The 25334-nt window shown below is 54.5% G+C and carries 23 protein-coding genes; 18 read left to right on the top strand and 5 right to left on the bottom strand.

Features of this window, described 5'->3' with window-relative positions; all coding sequences use genetic code 11:
* The first annotated feature begins 16 nt into the window (after positions 1-16).
* The 12 genes from DPEP_RS04475 to DPEP_RS04420 all read left to right on the top strand — a co-directional run bounded on the left by DPEP_RS04475 (position 17) and on the right by DPEP_RS04420 (position 12669).
* Positions 17-844: a sugar phosphate isomerase/epimerase family protein gene (locus tag DPEP_RS04475; RefSeq protein WP_005659969.1), complete on the top strand. Its 828-nt coding sequence runs from the start codon at positions 17-19 to the stop codon at positions 842-844.
* 34 nt (positions 845-878) lie between these two features.
* Positions 879-2300 (top strand): aldehyde dehydrogenase family protein, encoded by a 1422-nt coding sequence (locus tag DPEP_RS04470; RefSeq protein WP_005659967.1) that lies wholly within the window; start codon positions 879-881, stop codon positions 2298-2300.
* A gap of 99 nt (positions 2301-2399) precedes the next feature.
* On the top strand, positions 2400-3407 hold the full coding sequence (locus DPEP_RS04465) for a Bug family tripartite tricarboxylate transporter substrate binding protein (RefSeq protein ID WP_005659965.1): 1008 nt from the start codon (positions 2400-2402) through the stop codon (positions 3405-3407).
* Between the two features lie 75 nt (positions 3408-3482).
* The gene (locus DPEP_RS04460; protein WP_005659964.1) at positions 3483-3947 is read left to right on the top strand and encodes a tripartite tricarboxylate transporter TctB family protein; all 465 of its coding nucleotides are present in this window, start codon (positions 3483-3485) and stop codon (positions 3945-3947) included.
* A 49-nt stretch (positions 3948-3996) separates the two neighbouring features.
* The gene (locus DPEP_RS04455) at positions 3997-5520 is read left to right on the top strand and encodes a tripartite tricarboxylate transporter permease (protein WP_005659962.1); all 1524 of its coding nucleotides are present in this window, start codon (positions 3997-3999) and stop codon (positions 5518-5520) included.
* Positions 5521-5558: 38 nt separating this feature from the next.
* Positions 5559-6449: a shikimate dehydrogenase gene (locus tag DPEP_RS04450; protein ID WP_005659960.1), complete on the top strand. Its 891-nt coding sequence runs from the start codon at positions 5559-5561 to the stop codon at positions 6447-6449.
* Between the two features lie 2 nt (positions 6450-6451).
* On the top strand, positions 6452-7357 hold the full coding sequence (locus tag DPEP_RS04445) for a hydroxymethylglutaryl-CoA lyase (RefSeq protein ID WP_005659958.1): 906 nt from the start codon (positions 6452-6454) through the stop codon (positions 7355-7357).
* A gap of 24 nt (positions 7358-7381) precedes the next feature.
* Entirely contained in the window at positions 7382-8554 is a 1173-nt protein-coding gene (locus DPEP_RS04440; RefSeq protein WP_005659956.1) for a Gfo/Idh/MocA family protein, read from the top strand.
* A 95-nt stretch (positions 8555-8649) separates the two neighbouring features.
* The gene (locus DPEP_RS04435) at positions 8650-9138 is read left to right on the top strand and encodes a TRAP transporter small permease (protein WP_005659955.1); all 489 of its coding nucleotides are present in this window, start codon (positions 8650-8652) and stop codon (positions 9136-9138) included.
* A gap of 2 nt (positions 9139-9140) precedes the next feature.
* The gene (locus tag DPEP_RS04430) at positions 9141-10433 is read left to right on the top strand and encodes a TRAP transporter large permease (RefSeq protein ID WP_005659953.1); all 1293 of its coding nucleotides are present in this window, start codon (positions 9141-9143) and stop codon (positions 10431-10433) included.
* Positions 10434-10564: 131 nt separating this feature from the next.
* On the top strand, positions 10565-11587 hold the full coding sequence (locus tag DPEP_RS04425) for a TRAP transporter substrate-binding protein (protein ID WP_005659952.1): 1023 nt from the start codon (positions 10565-10567) through the stop codon (positions 11585-11587).
* Positions 11588-11673: 86 nt separating this feature from the next.
* Positions 11674-12669, top strand: coding sequence for a Bug family tripartite tricarboxylate transporter substrate binding protein (locus tag DPEP_RS04420; RefSeq protein ID WP_005659950.1), 996 nt, complete (start codon positions 11674-11676; stop codon positions 12667-12669).
* An 86-nt stretch (positions 12670-12755) separates the two neighbouring features.
* On the opposite strand, the gene DPEP_RS04415 is transcribed toward DPEP_RS04420, so the two are convergent.
* From DPEP_RS04415 to DPEP_RS04405, 3 genes are read right to left on the bottom strand one after another with little or no spacing between them, the layout of a single operon-like run.
* Positions 12756-14036, bottom strand: a complete 1281-nt coding sequence (locus DPEP_RS04415) for a DUF4857 domain-containing protein (protein ID WP_005659949.1) — start codon at positions 14034-14036, stop codon at positions 12756-12758.
* Positions 14036-14707 carry a hypothetical protein gene (locus DPEP_RS04410; RefSeq protein ID WP_005659947.1) on the bottom strand — a complete coding sequence of 224 codons (672 nt, stop codon included), beginning with the start codon at positions 14705-14707 and terminating at the stop codon, positions 14036-14038. Before DPEP_RS04410 ends, DPEP_RS04415 begins: the two co-directional genes overlap by 1 nt.
* Position 14708: 1 nt before the next feature.
* Positions 14709-15596: an ABC transporter ATP-binding protein gene (locus DPEP_RS04405; protein ID WP_005659945.1), complete on the bottom strand. Its 888-nt coding sequence runs from the start codon at positions 15594-15596 to the stop codon at positions 14709-14711.
* A gap of 522 nt (positions 15597-16118) precedes the next feature.
* On the opposite strand from DPEP_RS04405, the gene DPEP_RS04400 reads away from it, so the two are divergent.
* The 3 genes from DPEP_RS04400 to DPEP_RS04390 are packed head-to-tail and all read left to right on the top strand — an operon-like array spanning position 16119 to position 19919.
* On the top strand, positions 16119-17528 hold the full coding sequence (locus DPEP_RS04400) for a sodium:solute symporter family protein (RefSeq protein ID WP_241760460.1): 1410 nt from the start codon (positions 16119-16121) through the stop codon (positions 17526-17528).
* Positions 17529-17544: 16 nt separating this feature from the next.
* The gene (locus DPEP_RS04395; protein ID WP_005659942.1) at positions 17545-18633 is read left to right on the top strand and encodes an Ldh family oxidoreductase; all 1089 of its coding nucleotides are present in this window, start codon (positions 17545-17547) and stop codon (positions 18631-18633) included.
* The gene (locus DPEP_RS04390) at positions 18630-19919 is read left to right on the top strand and encodes a nickel-dependent lactate racemase family protein (protein WP_005659940.1); all 1290 of its coding nucleotides are present in this window, start codon (positions 18630-18632) and stop codon (positions 19917-19919) included. The genes DPEP_RS04395 and DPEP_RS04390 overlap by 4 nt, the downstream gene beginning before the upstream one ends.
* Before the next feature lie 54 nt (positions 19920-19973).
* On the opposite strand, the gene DPEP_RS12705 is transcribed toward DPEP_RS04390, so the two are convergent.
* The gene (locus tag DPEP_RS12705) at positions 19974-20438 is read right to left on the bottom strand and encodes a hypothetical protein (RefSeq protein WP_005659938.1); all 465 of its coding nucleotides are present in this window, start codon (positions 20436-20438) and stop codon (positions 19974-19976) included.
* A gap of 3 nt (positions 20439-20441) precedes the next feature.
* A complete protein-coding gene (nhaC, locus tag DPEP_RS04380) occupies positions 20442-21941 on the bottom strand; it encodes a Na+/H+ antiporter NhaC (protein ID WP_005659937.1) in 1500 nt (499 codons plus the stop codon).
* A 533-nt stretch (positions 21942-22474) separates the two neighbouring features.
* Between nhaC and ord the strand changes: the two genes are divergently transcribed.
* The 3 genes from ord to ortB are packed head-to-tail and all read left to right on the top strand — an operon-like array spanning position 22475 to position 25276.
* Positions 22475-23524 carry a 2,4-diaminopentanoate dehydrogenase gene (gene ord, locus DPEP_RS04375; protein ID WP_005659935.1) on the top strand — a complete coding sequence of 350 codons (1050 nt, stop codon included), beginning with the start codon at positions 22475-22477 and terminating at the stop codon, positions 23522-23524.
* 37 nt (positions 23525-23561) lie between these two features.
* A complete protein-coding gene (ortA, locus tag DPEP_RS04370; RefSeq protein WP_005659934.1) occupies positions 23562-23870 on the top strand; it encodes a 2-amino-4-oxopentanoate thiolase subunit OrtA in 309 nt (102 codons plus the stop codon).
* A complete protein-coding gene (gene ortB, locus DPEP_RS04365; RefSeq protein ID WP_005659932.1) occupies positions 23867-25276 on the top strand; it encodes a 2-amino-4-oxopentanoate thiolase subunit OrtB in 1410 nt (469 codons plus the stop codon). The genes ortA and ortB overlap by 4 nt, the downstream gene beginning before the upstream one ends.
* Positions 25277-25334 lie beyond the last annotated feature (58 nt).

Genomic DNA, 25334 nt, shown 5'->3' with positions numbered 1-25334 from the left:
GGAGGCAAAAAAGAAGATGGCACACAGGTATTCTCTGGCTCAGCTTACCGTTCTCGGATGGGCTCCACCCGAGATGATCTACAACGCCCACACCCTGGGTTACGACTGCGTCGGGATAAGGTCCATAACCATGGGGGTCAAGGGCGAGAACGACTACGACATCTACAGAAACAGGGAGATGTTCGACCTGACCCGCAGGGCTATGGACGAGACCGGGGTGGTCATAAACGATATCGAGCTGGCCAAGATAGCCGACGGAGTTGACGTCCGAAACTACGAGGGCCCCTTCGAGGCCGCGGCGGAGCTGGGAGTAAAGAACGTCATAAGCAGCATATGGACCGACAAAAAAGACTTCTATCTGGATCAGTTCGCCACTCTGTGCGATCTGGCCAAGCAATACGGCATCACGGTGAATTTGGAGTTCGTCACCTGGGCGTCGATCCGCACCCTTAAGGAGACCAGAGAGGTCCTAGACACGGTCAAGAGGGACAACGCCGGGATCATGGTAGACACCCTTCATCTGTACAGGTCCAGGGTGGACCCGGCGGAGCTGGACGACTGCCCTAAGGAGCTATTCCACATGGCCCATATCTGCGACGGCCCGGCGGAGATCCCCGACTGGGACGACAAGGAAAGCCTGATACACACCGGAAGGGATGAACGCTACTACGTGGGCGAAGGTGCCATCGACATAGCCGACATAGTCCGCCGTCTTCCGGACGACGTGGTCCTGTCCATAGAGCTACCCCATCTTAAGAGAGAGGGAAGCTGGGGATCGATGGAACACGCCAAGCGCTGTCTGTCTACTGCCAAGGACTACATGGTCGAAAACGGAATTTTATAGATTAAAAATTTACTATTGCAAGGAGAGATTTGTTATGGCTAGTAAAGAGATAACTCCGGAACAGCTCGAGGTGCTGGAGAAACTTGTAGAGAAGGCCCGCCGGGTCCAGGGAATTATAGAGAACTACGATCAGGAGAGGGTCGACCGCATGTGCCGCGCCGTCGCCTGGGCAGCGGGAAATCCGGAGAACTTCGACAGACTCGGCAAGATGGGAGTCGAGGAGAGCGGAGCGGGAGACTGGAACGGACGTTACGGCAAGAGACACAAGATCCTAGGAGTTCTAAGGGACGCTCTGAGACAGAAGAGCGTTGGAATGGTGGAGTTCAACCCCGAGAAGGGACTGGCCCGCTACGCTAAACCGGCGGGATTGATAGTGTCCCTCATCCCCATGACGAATCCGGAGCTCACCCCTATCGTTACCGCAATCTACGCTCTCAAGGCCAGAGATGTGGTCATATTCTCGCCCCATCCCAGAACCAAGAAAACCACCTTCGAGGTCGTCCGTCTGATGAGAGAGGCCCTCAAGGCCATAGGCGAGCCGGAGGACTTCCTCCAGTGCGTCGAGTCTCCCAACATGGCCATGGTGAACAAGATCATGACCATGGGGGATCTTATAATGGCTACGGGAGGCCCCGCCATGACCAAGGCTGCCCACAGCTCGGGCAAGCCAGCCTACTGTTCCGGCGCCGGAAACGCCACCATGATCTTCGACGAGACAACCGACGTCGAGATAGCCGCCAGGAACACCAGGATCAGCAAGACATCCGATTTCGGCTCCGGATGTTCCGCCGACGGGAACCTGGTTATCTACGGCGGGATATACGACGCCATGGTAGAGGCCCTGAAGAAAGAAGGGGGCTATCTGGCCACCGACGAGCAGAGGGAGATGCTGAAGAAGGCCATGTGGGACGAGGAAGGCCACCGCATAGTAGCGACCGTCGCCGTGGCTCCTCAGAAGCTGGCCAAGGCCGCCGGTTTCGAGATCCCGGAGGACCGCAAGTTCATAATGGTCGTCGGCGACGGAATCGGCAAGGAGCATAAGTTCTCCGGAGAGAAGCTTACCACCCTGCTGACATTGCATCGTTACGAAGGCGAGTTCGAGAACGCCCTGAAGATGATGGACGAGATCTACAAGGTCGGAGGCAGAGGCCATTCCTGCGGGATCTACAGCCACGACGACGACCATATCGACCGTCTTGCCCTGAGGGCTCCCGTCACCCGCATAATGGTCCGTCAGCCTCAGTCCAAGGCCAACGCCGGCAGTGCCGAGAACGGCATGCCCATGACCTCCAGTATGGGATGCGGCGTATGGGGCGGCAACATGGTGTCGGAAAACATCTCACTGAAGCACTATATGCAGAGTACCTGGGTGGCTCGTCCCATAATGAAGGACCAGCCCGACGAAGCGATACTCTTCGGGGAGTTCTTCGATCCCTCGAAAAAGAAACCGCAGTAAAACGGCAAAGTGAGGTAAGACGTAACTTTTTCCTGTTGATAGCATTATGCGTATCCTTTTCAGTAAGAGAATATGAAAATGAATCGGAGGACATTAATCATGAGACGTTTGCTTGCGCTTATGACGGTTTTTTGCAGCCTTGGGGTGTTCTTGGTTGCACCAGCTTTTGCCGATTACCCGGATAAGAACATCAACGGATATATCTCTTGGGGTGCCGGTGGAGGTACGGACAACGCTTCCAGAGCTCTGACGCCTCTAGTGGAGAAGATCATAGGTGGAAAGATCATACTTCAGAACAAACCGGGGGCGGCCGGAGCTTTGGCTACGACCCTGGTGGCCAATATGCCGGCGGATGGCTATTCCATTCTCTACAATGCGGAAGGTCCGGCGCTTTACAAGGTATTGGGATTGGGCAAATACGATTACAACGACTTCGATACCCTCTGTCTTATGGTCTTCGGTGTGGATGTCATATGCGTCAACCCCAATACTCCGTATCAGACCCTTCAGGATCTTATCGAAGCGGCCAAGGAAAACGAGGGAAAGATAAAGATGGCTTCCACCGGTACCGGCGGGATTCCATTCGTCATAGCCTCCATGCTTAGAGCTATGAAGGACGTCGAGTTCAACCTGGTCGGATTCGACGGCGACGGTTCCGGAATGGCGGCGTTGCTCGGCGGTCACGTCGAGGCCATGCCTATCAGCATGATGGGAGCGGGCACGGTGGATCTTATAAAGACCGGAAAGCTTCGTGCTCTTGCGGTCATAAACGACGAGAGGGTAGAGCAGTTACCGGATGTCCCTGCTATAACCGAGATCTATCCCGAGTTCTCCAAATATCTGCCGATAGGTCACTTCTACGGCGCTTTCGTCAAAAAGGGAACCCCTCAGCCCATAGTGGACGAGTTGAAAGCGGCTTATATGAAGGCTGTTAAAGATCCTGCATTCGTAGAGTTCATCAAGAGGCTTAACGGGATCCAACTTGCCCTTTCCGGCGAGGAAGCGGATAAATTCCTCAAAAAAAATCAGTCTAACGTTACCTGGCTTTTGGAGGAGGCCGGAGTTACAAAGGTGTCTCCCGCCGAACTGGGTATACCGAAGCCATAATTTAATCGATTATGTAGCGTAGCTGTCTCCTTTTTTCGAGGGGACAGCTACATCGGAAAGGAGTTTTTAAATTCCATGCAGGAACAGTCCAATTCAAACGAAAGAAGACCCGGAGAGATAGGTTTCGCCTTTTTGTTTATCCTTTTCGGGGCTCTCGGATTCTATTTCGCCTTGGATATGACCAGCGGTAAGTATTCTTCTCCTTCGGTAGCTCCCAAGATAGCTTCCTCGGTGATAATGCTGATGGGGACCATCGAACTTTGGAAGGGATCTAGAAAACAGGGGAAGGGTGTGAATGCTGGTAATCTCTTCTCCTTCCTGTTCACCCGGGAGATACTTTTCGTTCTTGTGTTGTTGGCTCTTTATTCGTTTTTTCTTCCGATATTGCATTTCCCACTGGCATCATTTCTGTTTCTTTTTCTTTCCCTACTGTATCTGCACCATTGGAAAAAGATAGGTCTTTGCTCCGCTATATCGTTGGGGACCGTGGTCGTTCTGGTAGGAGTGTTCAAGTATGTTTTTCAGGTTATGTTGCCTTAGCGGCCTCGACCTGTCGTCGTTTAACTGACTTAGAGAAGGAGAGAAACAAATGGAACAACTGCACGGTTTTATAGCGCCTTTTCTGAATCCGCAGATGATAGCCCTGGTCTGGATAGGCGTGATGGCGGGAGTGTGGGTCGGGGCTGTCCCCGGTCTGTCCGTCACAATGGCCAGCGCCCTTCTGATTTCCTTTACCTTCCCCTGGCAGCTTAACAGCGCATTGGCGTTGATATGCGGAGTTTTCGTCGGCGGTGTCTACGGAGGAGCCATTACGTCTATTCTCCTAAATATTCCCGGGGCACCAGCGGCGATAGCGGCAGGCTTCGACGGACACCCTCTGGCCAAGAAGGGCGAGGCGGGCCGAACTATCGGATTGGTGACCACGGTGTCTATATTCGGAGGCCTTTTGGGTATCGCCATTCTTGCGGTGGCAGCCCCCTTGGTAGCAAGCTTCGCCTTGAAAGTGGCTCCCAGAGACTACTTCCTGTTGGCTCTAATGGGGCTTCTTCTTATCGGAAGCATCGGCAGCGGTGATCCGGTCAAAGGGGTTCTGGCCGGGGCAGTTGGGGTTCTTCTCAGTATGGTAGGGATGGATCCCTCTACCGGCGAACTGAGATATACGTTTGGCAACGTTTACCTGATGGCAGGTATCAATTTCGTCACGGCCATGATAGGCCTTTTCGGAGTTTCGGAGGTCTTGTTTCAGCTGAGAGACCCTCATAAGACGGCGGTAAAGCAGAGGCTCGATAAAATTGTCCCTGATCTCAAGACTTTCTTTAAACACCTTCCTCTTGCTCTAAGATCCGGTCTGTTAGGGGTCTGGATAGGGGCTCTTCCGGGAACGGGTGGGGACGTGGCAGCGTTGCTTGCCTACGATCAGGCCAAGCGATCGGTTAAAAATCCTGAATGTCCTTTTGGAGAAGGAGCTATAGAGGGGGTAATCGCCCCTGAATCGGCGAACAAGGGGGCTATCGGCGGGGCTTTCATTCCTATGTTGACCTTGGGAATACCCGGTGATGCCGTCACCGCCATCATAATAGGAGCTCTTTTCATTCACGGTTTGAAGCCTGGACCGATGCTCATGATAGAAAATCCGGACATATTTTGGACGATAATATCGCTGCTCTTGATGGGAAACATAGCTCTACTCGTAATAGGACTTATGAGCGTCAAGATGTTCAGCAAAATCATAGAGGTACCCAAAAGGATAATTCTACCGGTGGTGGTTATCCTGTCGATAATAGGGACCTATTCCATACAGAACAGTCTGGTTGACGTTTTTTGGATGATAGGTTTCGGTGTTTTGGGATATTTCATGAGAGCCTACGATTACAGTACGGCGCCTATGGTGCTGGGGATAATTCTAGGCCCTTTGCTGGACTCGAATTACAGAAGGGCGATGCAATCCGTGGGAGAAGAACTCCTTCCTTTTTTCATGGATTTCGTCAGAAATCCTCTCTCTCTATTTCTCACCCTTTGTATCGTCTACCTGGTGATATCCCAGACTTCTTGGTGGAGAAATTGGCGTTGTAAGAAAACGATGTCGGCTCAAGAGGTGTCGTTGTTAGATTGATTTTGTATAAAATATAACTAAAGAAGGGTGTTGCTATCATGCTTAAAGAAAAGACTTTCTGGGCCGACACGGAGTTCTTCGGCCTTCTGGGTAGCCCGGTAAGAAAATCGCTTTCTCCGGCCATGCACAATTCCAACTTCAAATCCCTGGGAATGAACGCAGTGTACACCCCCTACGAGGTGACCGCGGAGGAACTTCCAAAGGTTGTTCCGGCGCTGGGAGCCATGCGTTTCAAGGGGCTCAACGTCACCATGCCTCTCAAGCAGGAGATAATAAAATACCTTGACGAGCTGGACGAGATCGCCTCTCTCTGTAACGCCGTCAACACCGTCTATTGGAAGGACGGCAAGCTATGTGGATCCAACACCGACGGAGTCGGATTCGTCCACGGGCTGAAGGAACAGGGAAGATACGATCCCACCGGCAAACACTGCCTTCTCTTCGGAGCCGGAGGAGCCGCTAGAGGAGTTGCCTTCGCCCTTTGCGCTGCCGGGATCAGCTCCATAACCCTTTGGGGAAGAGCGTCGGGATACGAGAAAATTCAGAAGCTGGCCAGCGACCTGAACTCCTATCGGGTCGGGGTCTGTAAGGTGCAGTCCACCGAGGCGGGGGATATACCGAACCTTCTCAAGGAAAACGAGCTGGTCATAAACGGAACTTCCGTCGGGATGGCCCCCAACACCGACGCCACGGTCTTCGACACCTCCTATCTGGAAAGCCGTCACATGGTGTGCGATCTCGTCTACGTTCCTCACGATACAAAGATGCTCCGTGAAGCCGAGGCCAAAGGAGCCAGGACCCTGATGGGATACTGGATGACCATCTGGCAGGGCGCGGAGGCCTTCCGCCGCTGGACCGGTGGAAAGGAGCCCGACGTGGAGATCATGACCAAGACCATGTTGGAGCATCTGACCAGAAAAGAGGGATAGCCATGTCCTCTCCATCTCTTCCCCGCGAGGTCGTCATCTGCGAGGTAGGCCCCAGGGACGGACTTCAGAACGAGAGCACCCTTCTGTCCGTGGAGAACAAGCTGGCCCTGATAGAGGGAATAATCGACGCCGGGGCCAAGAGCATCGAGGTCGGGTCCTTCGTCCATCCCAAGGCGGTTCCCTCCATGGCCGATACCGACGAGGTAGTCAAAAGGCTCAGGAAGATCGACGGAGTCGAGTACAGAGGTCTGGCCCTCAACTTCAAGGGAGTCGAGAGGGCCTGCGAGGCCGGGGTTACCAAGGTCAAGGTGAGCGTCTCGGCCAGTCGAACCCACTCGAGGCAAAACAGCAACGCCACGCCGGAAGAGGTCATAACCGGTTTCGGAAAATGCGCCGCCTTCTGTTCCGACAGAGGGAGGGAGCTCAGCGGAGCCATCTCCACCGCCTTCGGATACACCGACGAGGGGATCATACCTCTGGAGGAGATATACCCCATAGTGGACGCCTATCTGGACCTGGGGATAAGGGAGATATCCATGTCCGACACCACCGGAATGGCCCATCCCGGCCAGGTCTACGAATACATGACCGACCTGATCCGCCGTTATCCCGACGTTACCTGGACGCTCCATCCCCACAACACCAGGGGTATGGCGCTGGCCAACATCTACGCTGCGATGACCGCAGGTGTGTCCCATTTCGACGCATCCTTCGCCGGTCTGGGGGGCTGTCCCTTTGCCCCGGGAGCCTCCGGAAACGTCGCCACCGAGGACGTGGTCAATATGCTGGAGACCATGGGTGTCCGCACCGGTTTCGATCTGGATAAGGTGTTGACCGTGGCACGGAAGGTGGAGGAATACGTCGGTCATCCCGGAGACAGCTCCATGCTTAGGGTCTCTGGTTTTTAGAGATAGATAATTTGGGGTGATTTTATGAAGAAGATATCTATCGGGATAATAGGGAGCGGGTTTGCATCTCATCTTCACTGTAAGTATGTGGCTCAGGTGGCTGGATGTTCTATCGATATGAGAGCTATAGCCGATATCGACATTGAAAAAGCTCGGAAGGTCGCTGATACATATGGTTTCCGAAGCTACTATGACGATTACAGACGAATTTTGGATGACAAGGAGATAGATGTCGTTCATATATGTACGCCTCCTTTTTTGCACTCTTCCATGGTTTCGGAGATATTGAGAGCGGGGAAGCACGTAATATGCGAAAAACCTCTAACCGGCTATTTCGGAAAAGAAGGAGCCGTTTCCTCCGTAGGTGATACCGTACCCAAATCCGTGATGTTTCGGGAAGTTCGAAAGGAACTTGCAGAAATCGAGGAAACGGTTAAGTCTAGCAATAACCTCTTCATGTATGCCGAGAACTATATCTATTCTCCGAATGTGTTGAAAGCTGCCGAGATAATACGTGCGAAGAAAAGCAAGATACTGTTTATGAAGGGAGAGGAGAGCCTAAAGGGATCGACGTCGCCGGTTGCTGGTTTATGGAACAAAACAGGTGGAGGATCTCTGATTCGTGTCGGTTGTCACCCTATTGGAGGTATCTTATGGCTTAAGCGAGAGCAAGCCCAGGCTAGGGGCGAAAAGATAGGCGTTAAAAGCGTAATATGCGATACTGCTAGGATGACCCCCTCTCTTAGCGACTATGAACACAGACACATCGACGTGAGGCCGGAAGACGTCGAAGACTTCGCATCGTTGATAATTACATTTACCGACGGTACAAAGGCTCTGATTATTGCAGGGGATGTCATGCTTGGTGGAACCAAAAATTACATCGAAGTTTACTCTAACGATGCGGTTTTGGATTGCAAGATAACCCCTTCTAATAACCTCGCGAGCTACATGTTGGACGAAGATGGACTTGAGGATGTCTATATATCCGAACTGTTGCCTTCCAAAGTTGGTTGGCAGAATCCATTTGTAGCGGAAGGTATCCTGAGAGGTTATGTCGGTCAATTCCAGGATTTTATGGAATGTGTGTCAACTGGAAGAAAACCTCTCTCCGACTTCGATTTGGCCAAACAAGTAACGGAAGTGATCTATGGAGCCTATCTTTCCGATGAAGAGGGAAAGTCTGTGCAACTCTGAAGATAGCGTGATTTGGCGGCGGTCATTTTGGCGAAGCGTCTTTTCCGGGACGATCGTCACTATCGTCGATCGATTCCCCAGCGGAGGTGATGTAGGTGAAGATAATCCGATGGCTTAACGATCACCTGGAGGAGTACGTTTTGAGCGGGCTCCTGGTTGTGATCGCCGGTGTCATGATGCTACAGGTGATCATGAGATACGTGTTCAATAATTCGCTTTCCTGGGCTGAGGAGGCCTCTCGTTACGCCTTCATATGGTCCGCCCTGATAAGCATCGGTTACAGCATCAAAGAGAGAAACATACTGAGAGTCGATACCCTGATAGAGGCCCTTCCCAGACCTCTCAGAAACCTGATGACCAATCTGGGAAATCTGACCGTGGTGGCTTTCTTCGGCTACCTGTCCATATCTGCCGTGCCGGCGGTCCAGAGGGTGATGAGGAGCAGTCAGACCAGCCCGGCTCTCAAGGTCCACATGGGATGGATCTATCTGGCCGCCATCTTGGGTTTTTTCCTCGCCACCTTCAGAGCGGTTCAGCGTCTCAGAGCCGATTTTAAGGATTCGAGCGGAAAGGCGGAGCTTTAGACATGATTTTATCCATGATTCTCATCCTTCTAGGGGGCCTTATCCTGGGGATACCCATAGCGGTGGCCCTCGGCTTCTCCACCATTCTTCCCTCCCTGCTGGACTCGGCCTTCACCGCCAACGTACAGTACGTAGTTCGCAGCGTGGTCAGCGCCCTCGACAGCACTCCCATGCTTGCCATTCCACTTTTCATACTCTCCGGAAATATAATGACCAAAGGAAAAATCTCCGAGAGACTGTTCAACTTCTTCGCATATTTCATAGGGGATTTCCCGGCGGGGATTCCCATGACCGCCATCGTCACCTGTCTTTTCTACGGGGCCATCTCGGGTTCCGGCGTTGCGACTACTGCGGCTGTAGGGGGAATGGCCATCCCGTTTCTGACTTCCCTGGGATACGACAAGGTCTACAGTGCCGCTCTCATAGCGACAGCCGGTAGCCTGGGAGTCATAATTCCTCCAAGTATCCCCTTTGTCACCTACGGTGTCGTTACCGGGGTGTCCATCGGCAGTCTATTCATCGCCGGGATAATCCCGGGTATTTTAATAGGATTAAGCCTTATGGTATATGCTTACATCTACGCTAAGATCCACGGCGAGGACAGGGAAAAAATATCCCTTAAGGTCAGGAGCCTCAGATCGTGCGGTCTATGGGTGCTTTTCAAGGAGAGCTTTTGGGCTCTTCTGGCTCCGGTGATCATACTTGGAGGTATCTACGGAGGCATCGTCACCCCGACGGAAGCGGCTGCTGTCTCGGTGTTCTATGCCCTTATCGTTTGCATCTTCATATACAGAAGTCTGACTTTTGGCTCTCTCGGAGATATATTGACCGATACCGTCAAGTCCTACGCTCCTATAGTGGTCCTTCTTTCTCTGGCGATAGTCTTTGGTCGCGTACTGGCCTTGTTGCAGGCTCCTGTGGTGCTGAGGGACTTCGTGCTTACAAACTTCGCCGGAAATAAGTACATATTCCTTTTCGCACTCAACGTAATATTACTAATCCTGGGTATGTTTATGGATGTCGGACCGGCCATAGCCATACTGGCTCCCATGATGCTTACCTCCGCTGTCGCTCTGGGAGTCAGTCCGATACATCTGGGCATCATCATGGTGGTTACCTTGGCTATAGGTATGGCGACGCCCCCCTTCGGGGTTGATCTCTTTGTGGCCGCTCCTCTGATAAAAGAGCAGGTCATGAAGGTCGGAATAAAGGCCATACCGTTCATACTGGCCTTCATAGTCGCCCTTATGTTGATAACCTACATTCCTCAGCTCAGCCTCATCCTGCTCGGATAATGGTTGCCGCAAGGCTGAAATAGTTTGGAGGTGGGAGAAGAAGTCTTTTTAGAGTATCGTTTTGTATCGTTTTGTTCTGAAGGTTTATGGGCATATTTTCATGATCGACGAAAACAAAGGAGGGGCAATAAATGATCAACGGTAAACGCGGTTTCGTGTTCCTGGGTTTGGTTGCGGTTCTTACGTTTTTTTTCGGATTTGTCGACGAGAGCATGGCGGCGAAAAAATATACCCTTCAATTGGCAGGAGCCTATCCTTCCACCGGGGGAACTCCTAGGGCTTTGGCTACTGAGAAGATAAAAGAGCTGATCGAGGCCAAGTCCGGAGGCAATATCACCGTTAATATCTATCTGGACAATCAGCTTGGTGGAGACAGAGAAATCCTGGAAGGCTGTCAATTCGGCGATATCTCCATGGTTTCCCAGACCACCGCACCCCAGGTTGCCTTCATTCCCGAGCTGGCCGTCTTCGATATCCCCATGTTGTTCGACGATCTGGACGTGGCCAGAAAGACCTTCACCGGTCCCTTCAGGGCCGAGTTGGATGAATGGTACGAGAAGGCCGGACTCAAACTGCTCCTGTTCGAACCCATCTATTACAGAGAGACCACCAGCAGCAAGGCGCTGAAAAAAATAGACGATTTCAAGGGACTCAAGATACGGACCATGGAAAACGAGTATCACATGGCCTTCTGGAAGGCTCTCGGGGCCAATCCCACCCCTCTCAACTTCGCCGAGCTTTACGTGGCTCTTCAGCAGAGATTGGTGGACGCTCAGGAAAATCCCTATGAGGTGATATGGGCCAGCAAGTTCTACGAAGTGCAGAAATATCTTACGAACACCAATCATATAGCGTTCATTCTCAGCATCACGATGAACAAGGATATTTACGACGGCATGCCCGACGACTACAAGGCCATCATCGACGAGAGCATGAAAGAGGCCTCCGACTTTCTCTTCGACCTGGCCAAGTCCAAGAACGACGAGATGCTGGCCTCTCTCGAGAAGGTTGGCATGAACGTCGAGACCCCGAACGCCGAGCTCAAGGCGGAGCTGAAGAAGGCAGCCGCTACGGTCGAGAACATGATCCGTAAGAACGTGGGAGACGGTGTTGTCGACTCCATAATTAAGGCTAGCGAGTCAGCTAAAAAATAAAAATGATTTAATTACTCGATGTCCGGTTTTTATTCCGGACATCGAGTACAGGTAATATTTTCTGAGTAATCGGAGGAGGTTTCCCTATGAAGAAAAGGATTTTCTTAGCGTTTTTGTTTTTGGTCGTGAACGCTCGGGTCGGTTTGTCCGCCTACCCGGAAAAGAACCTCCATGGCTACATAATGTGGGGTGCCGGGGGCGCTATGGACAACGTAGCCCGCGCTATTTCCCCCATAGCGGAGGAATACCTGAATAAAAAGATCATTCTTCAAAATCGTACTGGAGCTACCGGAGCCGTGGCGACTACGTTTGTCGCTAATCAACGTGCCGACGGATACAGTATCCTTTATGGAGCGGAAAACCCCAATCTTTATAAGGTGACGGGATTGTCGAAAATAGATTACGATCAGTTCGATCCCGTTTTATTGATGATGGCAAATGTCGGGGTGGTCCTGGTGGGACAGGAGTCCCCATATCAGAGCTATGAGGACTTCATAGATGCCGCCCTCTCCGGCAAGAGCATAAAGATGGGCTCTACCGGTCCTGGAGGATTGCCTTTCGTTGCGAACACCATGATAGAGAAAATTCATGGGATAAAATCGTTCAATAAAGTTCGTTTCGATGGGGAGGGTCCCTGTATAACGGCTTTGATGGGAGGGCACATAGATGCGGTCGTGGTCGGCTTGCTCGCAGGAGAGAGCTTTATCAAGTCAGGGTCTTTGAAAGGTTTGGCCGTTATCTCCTCCAAGAGACTTCCCAGCGTGGAGTCTGTTCCTGCCGTTACCGAATTCTACGATGATTATAGGAACTATCTTCCATGGGGTGCTTTTTTTGGCGCTTTCGTCAGAAAAGGTACGCCGGAAGACAGAGTCAAAATTTTGCGTGATGCTTTTGAAAAAGCGTACGAGGATCCTCGTTTCGACGAGTTGGCGAAGAATATGGGAGGTGTGAAGTTGGGACTTACGGGAGAAGAGGCCGAAAGGTACATAGAGCAGAATAAATCCGTCAGCGCTTGGCTTCTTTACGATGCTGGAGGGGCGAAGTTTTCTCCGAGCGATTTCGGTATAAAAAGGCTCGAGTAATAATTGCTTTCGCCGATAAAAGAAGATTGGAAGCCCCCGAGGATGTTTTTCCTCGGGGGCTTCCAATCGATCAAGTATTTCCGGTCCTATCTCTCCGGGTCCACCAGAAAGACCGCTATCAGGCCGTACAGGCCGGTCAGGGCCACCAAGATGATCTCGTAGGGTTTGGGACGTCTCTTCCGGATCGACGAACCGACGGTAAGAAGCGCCGTCAGAGCTGCAACTATCCCTACTACGGCAGTCCTATCTCCAAGTCGGAAGGATATCTCCATATTTCCTCTCCGTCTGTGTCCGAGGTCTAAGGAAAAGGGAAAGAGGGCTCTGTAGATCTTCTTCGCCCTCGTGTCCGCTGCCCTGGACATGGTATGGTCGAAGGAAGCCACGGGCCGGTAGGAGCGATCCATCGCCAGGCCGTGTATGGTCGTCTCGTCGGACCAGGTGGCGGTCACGTAAAGAGGGTCGGTCAGTATCTTCAAGTCCATCTCGTCCGGGTTGTAGCCCTCTAGCGGAAGGGGGATGGTCTCGTAATCGTCGAATCCCAGCAGCCAGGCTCGGCCGTCTTGCCCTATGAGGAGGCCGTGATATACCTTCCTCAGGTTTTCCGAGACGAGAACGTACCTCGTCTTTATGTCCCGGTCGATAGAGGTTTTCCTGACGAAAGGCTCTCCCTTCATCCTCTTGACGTGAAACACGTCGTAGTCGTGGTCCACTATGAACACGCCGTCGTCGAATGGTTTCAGCACCGTCACCCTGGAATTTACGGAACGGGCGGGGAAGGAGAATCCCTCCTTCAGCAGTGCCCGGGTGAATTTCTCCGTAAGCTCCCGGTCCACCTGGTTGCTGTCGGCGTTGACGAACTCCATCCTGTCGTCGGTCATCCTGAAAACGTCGTCGGGAAGGACAAGTCTCGCCTGTCCCGAGTCTGTCTCCAGAAGGGGCCACACCGACGGCCTGGTGCTGTGTTTCCGAAGTTTCTCCGGGGTCATCTCCATCACCTGTCTGCCCCTCTTTATCTCCTCGATGTCGAAAGATCGGCTGTCTATCTCTATCGGCAGAAGCCCCAGCATATCCATGTTCTTCGAATATATGAAAGGCAGCATCCTCTCGAAATCGAGCCTGCCGTAGTAGTTGCCGTCCTGGTCTCCGTAGGCGATCTCCGAATGGTGATCGTCCGCTTTAGACCTCACCTCCTCAGGTATATCCCCTATCAGCTGCTCCCGGTAGACGAAATTCTTAGTCATGGGGCTGAAGAGCAGATGGGTCTTCTCCGTATCCGGTATGAAGAGCTTTCTGTACCCCATGGGAAGATATATGGACGAGACCGAGATTATGAGGAGGATCAGAGACGCGGCGGATATCCTTCTCATCAAGAAAGCCTCCTGAAGCGGAATCTGTAGGCCGAAAGAAGAACTCCCGGAACGAGTAACGCGGAGAACAGGGCCAGTGTCGATAGAATCGTTCGATAGGACCCCGGAGAGGGCCTATACATGTACAGTTCCGAAAGGGCTATCGCCACAGCTATAAGGGCCGCTTTCAAATGGTACTTTGGTTCCAGCAAAGCCAGGGCCGTCCCGAGGTAGGCCACGAAACCGGCCAGGCACCAGGGGGCGGCGGTCCAGAGAGACATCGTAACGGCCTCTAGGGGAAAGTAGCTGGCTGTCAGGACAGCCAGTATTCCCATGTCGGTCAGCAGGATGGCTCCGAGGGCGAACAACCCGAATGCCACGTGTGCGGTTACGACCTTGTGAAGCTCCACCGGAAGGTGAAGGGACAGCCGGAACCTCTCGTCTCTCATCTCCGGCAGAAACTGGGCCGCTCCGAGGAGAGCTCCCGTTAAAAGGGGAATGGATCTTAGGCTCCCGAAGTGGACGGATCCTAAATACATCACTCTGTACCAGACTATTTCGGGATGGTCCATCACGAACATACTACGGGTCTCGGCGGCTATATAGGCAATGACGGCCATATTCAGAAACATCAGGGCCGTCCAACCTCTCCAGGTCTTCAGAAGCTCCTTGTATATTATCGATCGAAGCATATCAATACCTCCCGGTATAGCCTATGAAAGCGTCTTCCAAGGTCATATCCCGGGGAGTCAGGCCGAAGGGGTCCACTCCCTGGGCGTCGAGCCCCGTCTCCATCTCCTCCGGACCGGCGAATCCGAATAGCTCCCACCGATCACCGTGGGTCTCGACGTTCTTCACCGGACCTCTCGGTTCGGGTGCTCTGGATCCTTCGTCTCTGGGAAGCTCGTAACATCGGAAGGTCTCCTTGAACGATTCTATCGAGGTGGACCTGACGGCTCCGCCTCTCTCGAGAAAGATCACCTGGTCCACGAAACCCTCCATGTCCTGTATCACGTGGGACGTGAGGAACACCGTCCGTCCCGTCCCTCTCAGATATTCGGACATATAGTCCAGAAAAAGCCTTCTGTATCCGGCGTCGAGTCCCATGGAATAGTCGTCCAGTATCAGCAGTTCCGGCTGCTGGGCCATTATCAGACCAAGGACCACCTGGGACCTCTGGCCGCAGGACATATCGCCTATTCTGTGATTAGGCTTTAGCCCCAGCAGGTCGACCAGATCGTAGTATCTCGATTTGTCCCATAGGGGATAATGAGGTGCGTAGAATCTCTCTATCTGGGATATGGTCATAAAATCGTAGGCCAGATGTCCCTCGAAAAGAAGCCCTATCCTGGCTCTGGTGGCCGGTTTCAGGTCGTGGGAGTCCTCGCCGAATACGGTACATCTTCCCGAGGATGGACGGAGAAATCCCATGAGGATCTTTATGAGGGTGGTCTTGCCGACCCCGTTTTTACCAAGAAGTCCGTAGACCTTGCCGGGGGAAATCGATACATCGAGCCCTCTGTATATCCAACGGGATCCATAACTATGACAGAGGTTCGATACCTCTATTACGTTTTTCATCTTTTATCGCTCTCCTTTGTTTGCTTTAGCTAACTAGGGTATGGTAGCACGATTTGGCGTTTTTTGCCTCAAAAAAGCCTCATCGTGTTACTAAATGGGTGAAAGATAGTATCGGAGAGCTTTCCACCGGAGGGTTATGTTTTTTATCGTTGACAAAACCCCCCGATAGGTGGTATATATCATCTCAACCGTTTTTTGCGGCTGCGAGCCGCGGAAAGGAAAAACCATGATTTCGACGTCTGTATCGAACAATCGCCTTTTTTGGTACGGCTATTACTTTAGATGCGTGGGACCTCTCGGGAGGACCGACGTCTAGACGTCGTTGGAATCTCCGGGACCGGTCCCATTCTGGGATCGGTCCCTTTTTTTATGCTTCCTGTTTTATTTCAGCACAACTGCGAAGCGACAGAGAGGAGAGGGGATATAGAAAAAAGGCGTTTGGTGGAAGAGGACGGGTGGAACCCTAGAGGGAAGCCTGAAAGCGGCGAAAGGATGTCGAAAATGAACGTTCAACTTATTATCTTGATAGCTTACATAGCGCTTCTCTTCGGGGTGTCTCTCAAGGCCCTTCAGATACAGAGACGGAGCCATATCGAAGGGGCCATGGGGTATCTCCTGGCCGGACGCAACCTGCCTCCCGTCGTGGTGGCCGCCATGCTGGCCGGTCTCGCCATCGGAGGGGCCTCCACCGTCGGAGTGGCCCAAAACGCCTACACCAAAGGCCTGTCCGCCGGCTGGTACAACGCCGCCTGGGGTGTGGCGGGAATCGTCGTAGGCCTCGTGGCGGCGGGTTTTTTCCGCAAGATGAACGTCCGTACCGTGCCTGAGATGATGGGGCGTATGTTCGGCCCCGGAGCTAGGGTTCTCGGAGCTGTGGCCCAGCTGGTCATCCAGATGGTCATAACCTCCCTTCAGTACGTGGCGGGAGGAGCGGTCCTCACTGCTCTGCTTCCGGACATATTCACCTTCCAGACCGGAATGATGGCCACCGCCGCCATCTTCATCGGGGTCACCCTCATAGGCGGATATCTGGCTGGAGGTCTGGTCAACGTCATAAACGTGGTGGTCATCTACGGAGGGATAATCGCCGCTCTGGTCAGCGCCTCCGGAACCTTTGGAGGTTTCGGCCCCATAATGGCCGAGCTTCCTCCCTCGGATATCTGGTTGGACTGGACCTCCGGCATGGGAACCGCCATGGTGTGTGCCTGGATGGCGGTCATGATAACCCAGGCGTTCTCGGTGCAGGCCATAAACCAGATCGCCTTCGCCGCCAGAGACGGCAGGTCTGCCAGAAACGGCTTCATCCTCGGAGGAATAATAATCCTTCCGGTGGGCTTTCTCTGCGCCCTCTTCGGCGTCATGGCAGCCGCCAAGTTTCCCGGACTGGAGAACTCCGCCATGGCTCTGCCCGCCCTTGTGACCTCCATAAGCCCCGCCATAGGAGGATTGCTTCTGGCCGGTCTCTGGGCCGCCGACATATCCACAGCGGTAGGCCTTCTGCTGGGAAGCGCCACCCTCACCCTGGAGGACCTGGTGAAGCCCCTTTTCTTTCAGAAGAAGGAGCTTGATCCCGAACGGGAGGTATTTCTCTCCCGGATCTGCGTTGTGATCGTCAGCGTGCTGACCTTTTTTCTGGCCCTCTCCGTGGTGGGCATCCTCAAGACCCTTACCTCCGCACTGGCTGTCACGGCGTCCTTCACCCTTCTGATCCTTGCCGATCTCTTCATTCCCTCCCTGTGCCGCAGGGGGTCGGGCTTCTGGACTATACTGGCATCTCTGATCGTATGGGCCGGATGGACCTTCTTTCCCGCTACCCACGTGGTCTCCCACGTGATATACCTGGAGTGGCCGGTGTGCATAGCGGTGTTCCTGCTGGTAGCACTGATCGACAGACGGCCCGCCGGAAGGATAATCGGAGAAGACAGGGCATAGGAAAGGAGATACGACAGTGATAGTTTCGTACGACGGACTGACTAGACATGTTATGGACATACTTGAAAAAGGGCTGGGTTATACCGAATCTCAGGCCCGAATAACCGCCGAGGTGCTTGTGGAGGCGGACGCTAGGGCCGTCCCGTCCCACGGGGTGGCCAGGCTGGCCTTCTACAGGAAAAACCTGGAGGGGGGATTCGCCTTCACCGACAGGGAGCCTCAGGTGGTCCGCGAGACGCCGGTCTCCCTGGTGGTCGACGGCAAATCCGGCATAGGTCCCTCCGTGGCGGCTTTCTCCATGGACCGCTGCGTGGACAAGGCGCTGGAGATAGGAACCTGTTCCTGCGTGGTCCGCGACTCGAACCACTACGGAATGGCCGGGCTTTGGGCGGAACGGGCGGCAAAGCGGGGCTGTATGGCAGTGGCCATGACCAACACCAGGAAATGCTGCATAGTGACCTTCGGCAAGGAGCGTTTGCTGGGAACCAACCCCATAGCGGTGGCCATCCCTGGATCGGGAGAGGAGATGTTTCTCCTCGACATGGCGACACCGGTGGTGGCCCACGGCAAGGTGGAGGTCTACGACAGGAGGAAAAAGCCCATGCCTCTGGGATGGGTGGTCGACGAGACCGGCAGCGTCACGGACGACGCGTCCCACATAGAGGACCTCTTCAAGAGCGAATCATCTCTGGGAGGGCATCTCTTTTTAGGAGGAGAGGGCGAGGAGCTGGGAGGCCATAAGGGGTACGGGCTCGGGCTGATGGTCGAGCTTCTATGTTCCGCTCTATCTCTGGGACGGTGGAGCCCCGAGACGTTCCAGGAACCCGGTAGCGGAAGCGGTATAACCCACTATTTCGCCGCCACCAGGCTGGATGTCTTCGGAGACGAGTCGGCCATAAAAGACAGCGTATCCTCCATATTGGAATCGGTCCGGCGCAGCGAGAAGGCCGACGGCCACGACAGGATATTCATCCACGGCGAGAAGGAGAGAGAGGCCAGAGAGAGGGCCGTCCGAGAGGGAATAGAGCTGGATCGGGCCACGGAGGACATGCTCAGGCGCTATTCCGACGAGTTCGGCCTGACTCAATTGGAGGAACTAAAATGAGTTTGGAGTTCACTCTCGCCTACGGAAAAGGGGAGCTTCCCCTGGGCCTTCCGGAAAATCTGAAACTCGAATCGGTGCTGGAACCTCCGACGCCTCGGGATGTATCCGAGGAGGAAATCATCCTGGATGGCCTTGAAAATCCAATAGACTCGCCCAGGTTGAGGGACCTGCTCTCTCCGGGCGAGACCGTCTGCGTGGTGGTCTCCGACGTCACAAGGGCCTGGCAGAGGATGTCGGTCTACCTTCCCTTTCTGGTGGACGAGATACTGGCGGGAGGGGTTAAGGAGGAGGACGTAAAGTTTATCTCCGCGACCGGAACCCACAGATCCCAGACGCCGGAGGAACACGGATTGCTTCTGGGAGACCTGGCGGACCGCTTTCAGGTGGTGGACCACGATTGCAGGGACGTAGACTCGCTGGTTTCTCTGGGGACCACCTCAAGAGGAACCCCTGTAGAGGTCAACCGCATGGTTACGGAGTGCGACAGATTGATTCTGACCGGTGCCGTCACCTACCACGTCATGGCCGGATGGGGAGGGGGCAGAAAGTCCATACTTCCCGGGGTGGCCTCATACGAAGCCATACAGGCCAACCACGTTCTGGCGCTGAAATCGGCTCCCGAGACGGGCAGGGACATGAGATGCCGCTGCGCCTTCATGGAGGACAACCCCCTCCACCTGGACATGGACGAGGCCTGTTCCATGGTGAATCCTGATTTCGTCTTCAACGTGGTAATGGGAGGAAACGGAAGGATCGCCGCCGCCGTGTCGGGACAGTGGAGGTCCGCACATCTGAAAGGCACCGAGCTGGTGAACGACCTGAACGGCGTGACGGTGAATCGAAAGGCCGACGTGGTGGTGGCATCGGCCGGAGGATATCCAAAGGACATGGTCCTGTATCAGTCGTCCAAGACGGTGTTCAACTCCATAGAGGCCGTCAGAGACGGGGGCACCTTGGTGGTCCTGGCCATGTGCGACGAGGGATCGGGCAGCGACGAGTGCTTCGAGATACTGACCGGCTATCCCGACCAGGTGGCGAGGGAAAAGGTGCTCAGAGAGAGGTTCTCCATACCTCGCTACGTGGGCTATCTGCTGGCCGATCAGGCCCTGAAGGCGAACATCGTTCTGGTGTCCGAGCTGAGACGGTCGGACCTGGAGGGGTCGGGGATAATCGCCGTGAACTCCGTCGAGGAGGCCATGGCCGAGGTCTCAAGGCTCCATCCCGAAGGAGGATCTGCCTACGTCATACCTCACGGAGGATCGGTCTTTCCCTTCGTAAAACGGTGAAATTCTAAAAGAGACGTATAAAAGCACCCCGGACATTGGTCCGGGGTGCTTTTATCATTGAGTTATCGTGTTTATCTTCGTTCTGGGACAGCTGTTCTTGAGGATGGCCCTTACCTGAGGCTCCTGGTCTATGTCGAAGAGCACCTTGAGCCCCTTTATCTCCCCAGCCTTCTCGAAGAAGGCCATGAACTGCTTTTTCCTGGTGACCAAGGTCACGTGGACCACCCTGTTCCAGGGCAAAACCTGCTTCCCCTTGGACAGAAAGCTTCCGGTCTCCCGGATCACCCCCTCCTCGGAAAGGTAGATCCTCTTGGTCGTGCCGGAGAAGTACACCAGTCCCAGCCCGACGAAGACGTAAGGGTAGATCCTGCCGAAGCCGCCGGCGGAGGGACCGAAAAGCCTCCAGAGCCCCGCCGACGTCAGCAGCAATCCCGTTGCGAAGGCGGACTTCTTCATCCAGCCCGGATAGTATCCGGATTTGGACAGGCAGAACACCTCTGAGCTATCCCTTTCCGGCATAGATCAGGCCTTCTTGGGCTCCTTGCCTTCCTGCCAGAAAACCCCGATGTTCAGGTAGGTCATGACTATGGCCACGATGGGGTTGAGGTAGTTCATGAAGGCGTAGGGAAGGTACTCCAGCGTGGGAACTCCAAGGACGGAAGCGTTGTAGGCCCCGCAGGTGTTCCACGGAATGAGGACCGATGTCAGAGTACCGGCGTCCTCCAACGTCCTGGAGAGCATTTTAGCGTGGAGTCCCTTTTCTTCGAATGCGTTTTTGAACATACGTCCTGGCATGACTATGGAGAGATACTGGTCTCCAAGGAACAGGTTGCAGATGAAGCAGGAGGCCAGAACCGAGGTAACCATTCCGCCGACGCTCTTGACGCCCTTGAGGATGGTCTGGAGAAGGACCTCGAGGAAGCCGCAGCGTTCCATGATACCGCCGAAGGAAAGGGCGGAGAGTATTAGAGAGATGGTCCACATCATGGAATCCAGGCCGCCTCTGGTGAGCAGGTCGGACAGCATAACCCCTGCGTCCTTGGCCAGTTCGGGGCTTACCCCGGTGATGCTGCCCTGGGCCATGAGCTGGGATACGGCGTCGATTGTCTCCGCCGCCGCTATCTGGCCGGAAACTGTGGCCTCGTAGCCGTAGTGAAGGGCTCCTATTACGTCGCCGAAGCCGAATCCCTGGAAGAGGGACATACCGCAGGCGAAGAGGATTCCGGCGAAAAGTCCCGGCAGAGCGGGGATCTTAGCTACAGCGAGACCTATGACGATAAGAGGCGGAACCAGTCCCATCAGGCTTATGTGGAACTCTCCGGCCATGACTGCCTGGATGGCCTGGATCTTGCTTATGTCCAGGGTTCCGCCGGAATATTTGTTGCCCAGGAAGATGGTTATGGCTGCCACTATGAGGAAGGTCGGGCCGGTGGTCCAGATCATGGCCCTTATGTGGGTGAAGAGGTCGGTCCCTGCGACGGCGGGAGCCAGGTTGGTCGTGTCGGACAGAGGGGACATCTTGTCTCCGAAGTAGGCTCCGGAGATGATGATACCGGCGGTAACCGGTGCCGGTATGCCCAGTCCGGCTCCGACCCCCATGAGGGCTATGCCGACGGTTCCGGAGGTGCCCCAGGACGTACCGGTGGCCAGGGCGACCACGGCACAGATAACCAGGGTGGCGAGAAGGAATATCTTGGGAGATAGAATATCAAGCCCGTAGTAGATCAGGCTGGGAACGACTCCGCTCTGTATCCAGGAGCCTATGACCAGACCTACCATCATAAGTATCAAAATGGCCTGCAGGGCCATGGTTATTCCCTGAATGATGCCTTCCTCTATGGACTGCCAGGGAAACTTGAGAACGAAAGCGCCCCAGAGCGACACCAGTACGGCGGACAGTATGATGGGAATATGGGCGTCCGCCCCCAGTTTCAGAACCCCGTAGCTTATGAGACCGGCGCAGATGATCAGCAGTACCGCCGCCTCCATAAAGCTGGGTCTTCGGCCTTCAGATGCATTCATTTGAATGTAATGCCTCCTTTCGATATATAGAGATACCCTTTCCTTTCCCCTTTTCAAAAGCGTTCTTAGCGTCTTTTATGGATCTTTTGTCGTTCTGTCTCTCGAGATTAACACCTCCAGACGGTAGGTTTTTTCCGGGACCTTCGCCGTAGTGTGAAACATGACCTCATCTTCTCTAGGGGTTTCGCTTATCTCTCGGAGATTCGGAGATAGGCCGGCCCGGAAAAGCCTAGTTTCGCGACGTATATTCATAATAGCACAATAGACCCATTATTGTGAAATGACAGAGATCGTTTTTTTTCGAGCTCCCATGGGGCAAGGGATCGGGGAAGGCTGAAGGTCTGGAAAAAAACTTTGAATAGACCTTTTTTAAGGGGCTGGACAGTTTCGATAATTCGGTGTATGTTGTGCCTAGAGATTGTACTTTTTTTGATCTAAAGTTCATTTTTAGGGTTTTAAGTTGAGGCCATGGTCTATGGAGACAGCGGATCGTCGCTGCGATGGGGACACAATTTTCAGGGGAGGTTCACGAGATGCGTAAGGAGAACGTTAAGGTAATCATTTGGGGTCTTGGTGCGATGGGCAGAGGTATGGCGGAGATGATGCTCAAGAAGACCGGATTCGAGATAGTCGGCGTCGTAGGCCGCGGTGCCAAGTTGGGCAAGAGCATGTACGATTTCCTCGATATGCCCAGAGGGGACCGCCCCGACGTCCTTATCGGAGCCGCCGAGGACGTCATCGTTCCCGGAGCCGCCGATGTGGTGCTTCTCTGCACCGATTCCTTCGTCAAGGGTGCCTTCGACAAGATAAAGTTCGTCGTCGAGAGGAAGATCAACGTGGTCTCCAGCGCCGAGGAGATGGCCTATCCCAAGGCTCAGGAGCCGGAGCTGGCCGCAGAAATAGACAAGCTGGCCAAGGCCAACGGAGTCACCGTCCTCGGCACCGGCATCAACCCCGGCCTGATGATGGACCTGCTGGTCGTCCTCTTCACCGGTGCCTGCGAATCGGTCGACCACATCATAGCCCGCAGGGTCAACAGCCTGTCCCCCTTCGGTCCGGCCGTTATGGAGGAACAGGGCATAGGCATCACTGAGGACGAGTTCCGTACCAAGAGCGCCAACGGCGAGCTGGCCGGACACGTCGGTTTCTCCGAATCGATCAACATGATCGCCGACGCCATCGGCTGGAAGGTCGAGAAGTTCTCCCAGACCATGGAGCCAATCGTCACCCATGTGGACCGCAAGTCTCCCTACGGCTTCGCCAAGGCCGGAGACGTGGCCGGATGTTCCATGAAGGGCTTCGGAACTGTCGACGGCGAGGTCAAAATAGAGATGGATCACCCCCAGCAGATAGAGCCCCAGCTCGGCGGAGTCGACACCGGAGACTACGTCATCATAAAGGGCACCCCGGACGTCAACATGGCCAACAAGCCGGAGATCCCTGGTGGAATTGGCACCATCGCTATGTGCGTCAACATGATCCCTCACGTCATCAACTCCCGTCCGGGTCTCAAGACCATGCTGGACCTGCCGGTGCCCAGAGCAATAATGGGCGACGTCAGGGCCATGATCGAGGAGGATTAGCTACTCCTCGCTAAGTTCGGAAGGAGTGAAGGCAACCATGGAACAGGCAAGAAAAGGAGACTGGGTCCAGGTCCGCCAGACGGTCCTGACCCCCGAAGGTAGGGCGCCTCAGGTGCCGGACGACACGAAGAAGACCCCTCTTCTGCTCTGGGTGAAGGGATTCGCCCAGTCCGACGGCAAGATCGGAGACGATATAACCGTCGAGACCATGACCGGCAGGAAGGTAACGGGAGAGCTCTGCGCCATCGATCCCCGCTACGTCCACGACTTCGGCGACTTCGTTCCCGAGTTCCTCAAGGTGGACGTCCAGCTCAAGAAGCTCATGAAGGGGGAGGTGGCGAGATGACCCTTGACATGTCCTATGAGGCCGTAATGGGCCGCAAGAACGAAATAATGAAGAAGGCCATCGGCATAGACTATACCGGCTTCGAGAGCGGCGGCATCTCCTTCGACTACGAAAGGATGATGAAGGAGGCCGGTTACTCCCTCGAAGAGATCCAGGATATTCAGGGAGAGACGGGTGTCGGGAACACTCCTCTGCTGGAGATGAAGAACATCACGGCCCTGGCGAGGAAATACGCCCCGAAGGGCAAGGGAGCCAGGATCTTCGTCAAGGACGAGGCGGCTAACCCCTCCGGCAGTTTCAAGGCCCGCAGGGCCGCCACCGCCGTTTATCACGCCAAGAAGCACGGCTACAAGGGCGTCATAGCCGCCACCAGCGGCAACTACGGAGCCGCCGTGGCCTCTCAGGCCGCCATGCATGGTCTGGAATGCATAATAATTCAGGAATGTTATGATAGTAGGATGATAGGTCAGCCGGAGATACTGGAGAAGCAGAGGGCCTGCGAGGCATACGGTGCCGAGGTCGTCCAGCTCACGGTAGGTCCCGAGCTGTTCTATACCTTTCTCTGTCTTCTGGAGGAGACGGGCTACTTCAACGCATCCCTCTATACTCCCTTCGGGATAGCCGGAGTGGAGACCCTGGGATACGAGATAGCCCAGCAGTTCAGGGACAGAATAGGTTCCGATCCCGACGCCGTGGTTGTCACCAACGCCGGAGGCGGCAACCTTACCGGAACGGCCAGAGGGCTGATCAAGGCCAAGTCGGAGGGGACCAGGATAATCGGTGCTTCGGTGGATCTCTCCGGGCTTCACATGGCCTCGGATCACGACTTCAACCGCAAGTCCTTCACCACCGGCCACACCGGCTTCGGCATACCCTTCGCCACATGGCCCGATCGGGCGGATGTGCCGAGAAACGCCGCCCGTCCTCTGCGCTATATGGACCGCTATCTGCTGGTCAAGCAGGGCGAGGTCTTCTACATGACCGAGGCTCTAGCCGTGCTGGAAGGGCTGGAGAGGGGACCGGCAGGCAACACGTCCCTGACCGCCGCCTTCGTGTTGGCCCAGGAGATGGACATGGATCAGACCATCGTGGTCCAGGAGACCGAGTACACCGGAGCGGGCAAGCACCCTATGCCTCAGATAAGCTTCGCCAAGCAAAACGGCGTGGAGGTACTCTTCGGCGATCCCGACAGCGAGGTTCCGGGCAAGAACATAGTCTTCCCCGACGACCCCGGCTCCATCAAGCTCAGGGAGTTCGACCTGGAGAAGGCCCGCAGATCCTACATCCGCAACTCCGTCGTTAAGTGCGGAGTTACCGGCGAGGTATCGGCCGAGGACGTCTCGTTCCTGGCCGTCGAGACCAAAACCGACGAGGGCTTCGTCCGTTCCGTTCTGACCGATCTTTGATGACATGGGCCACGGGAGTCTCGACGGAGCCCCGTGGCCCGTTTTGGTATTTCTATTT

Origin of the sequence: Dethiosulfovibrio peptidovorans DSM 11002 (assembly GCF_000172975.1) — a bacterium.
In the GTDB taxonomy this organism is placed as follows: Bacteria; Synergistota; Synergistia; order Synergistales; family Dethiosulfovibrionaceae; genus Dethiosulfovibrio; species Dethiosulfovibrio peptidovorans.
Note: the sequence above shows the minus strand (reverse complement) of the source record. Positions and strands in the feature narration are given on the sequence as shown.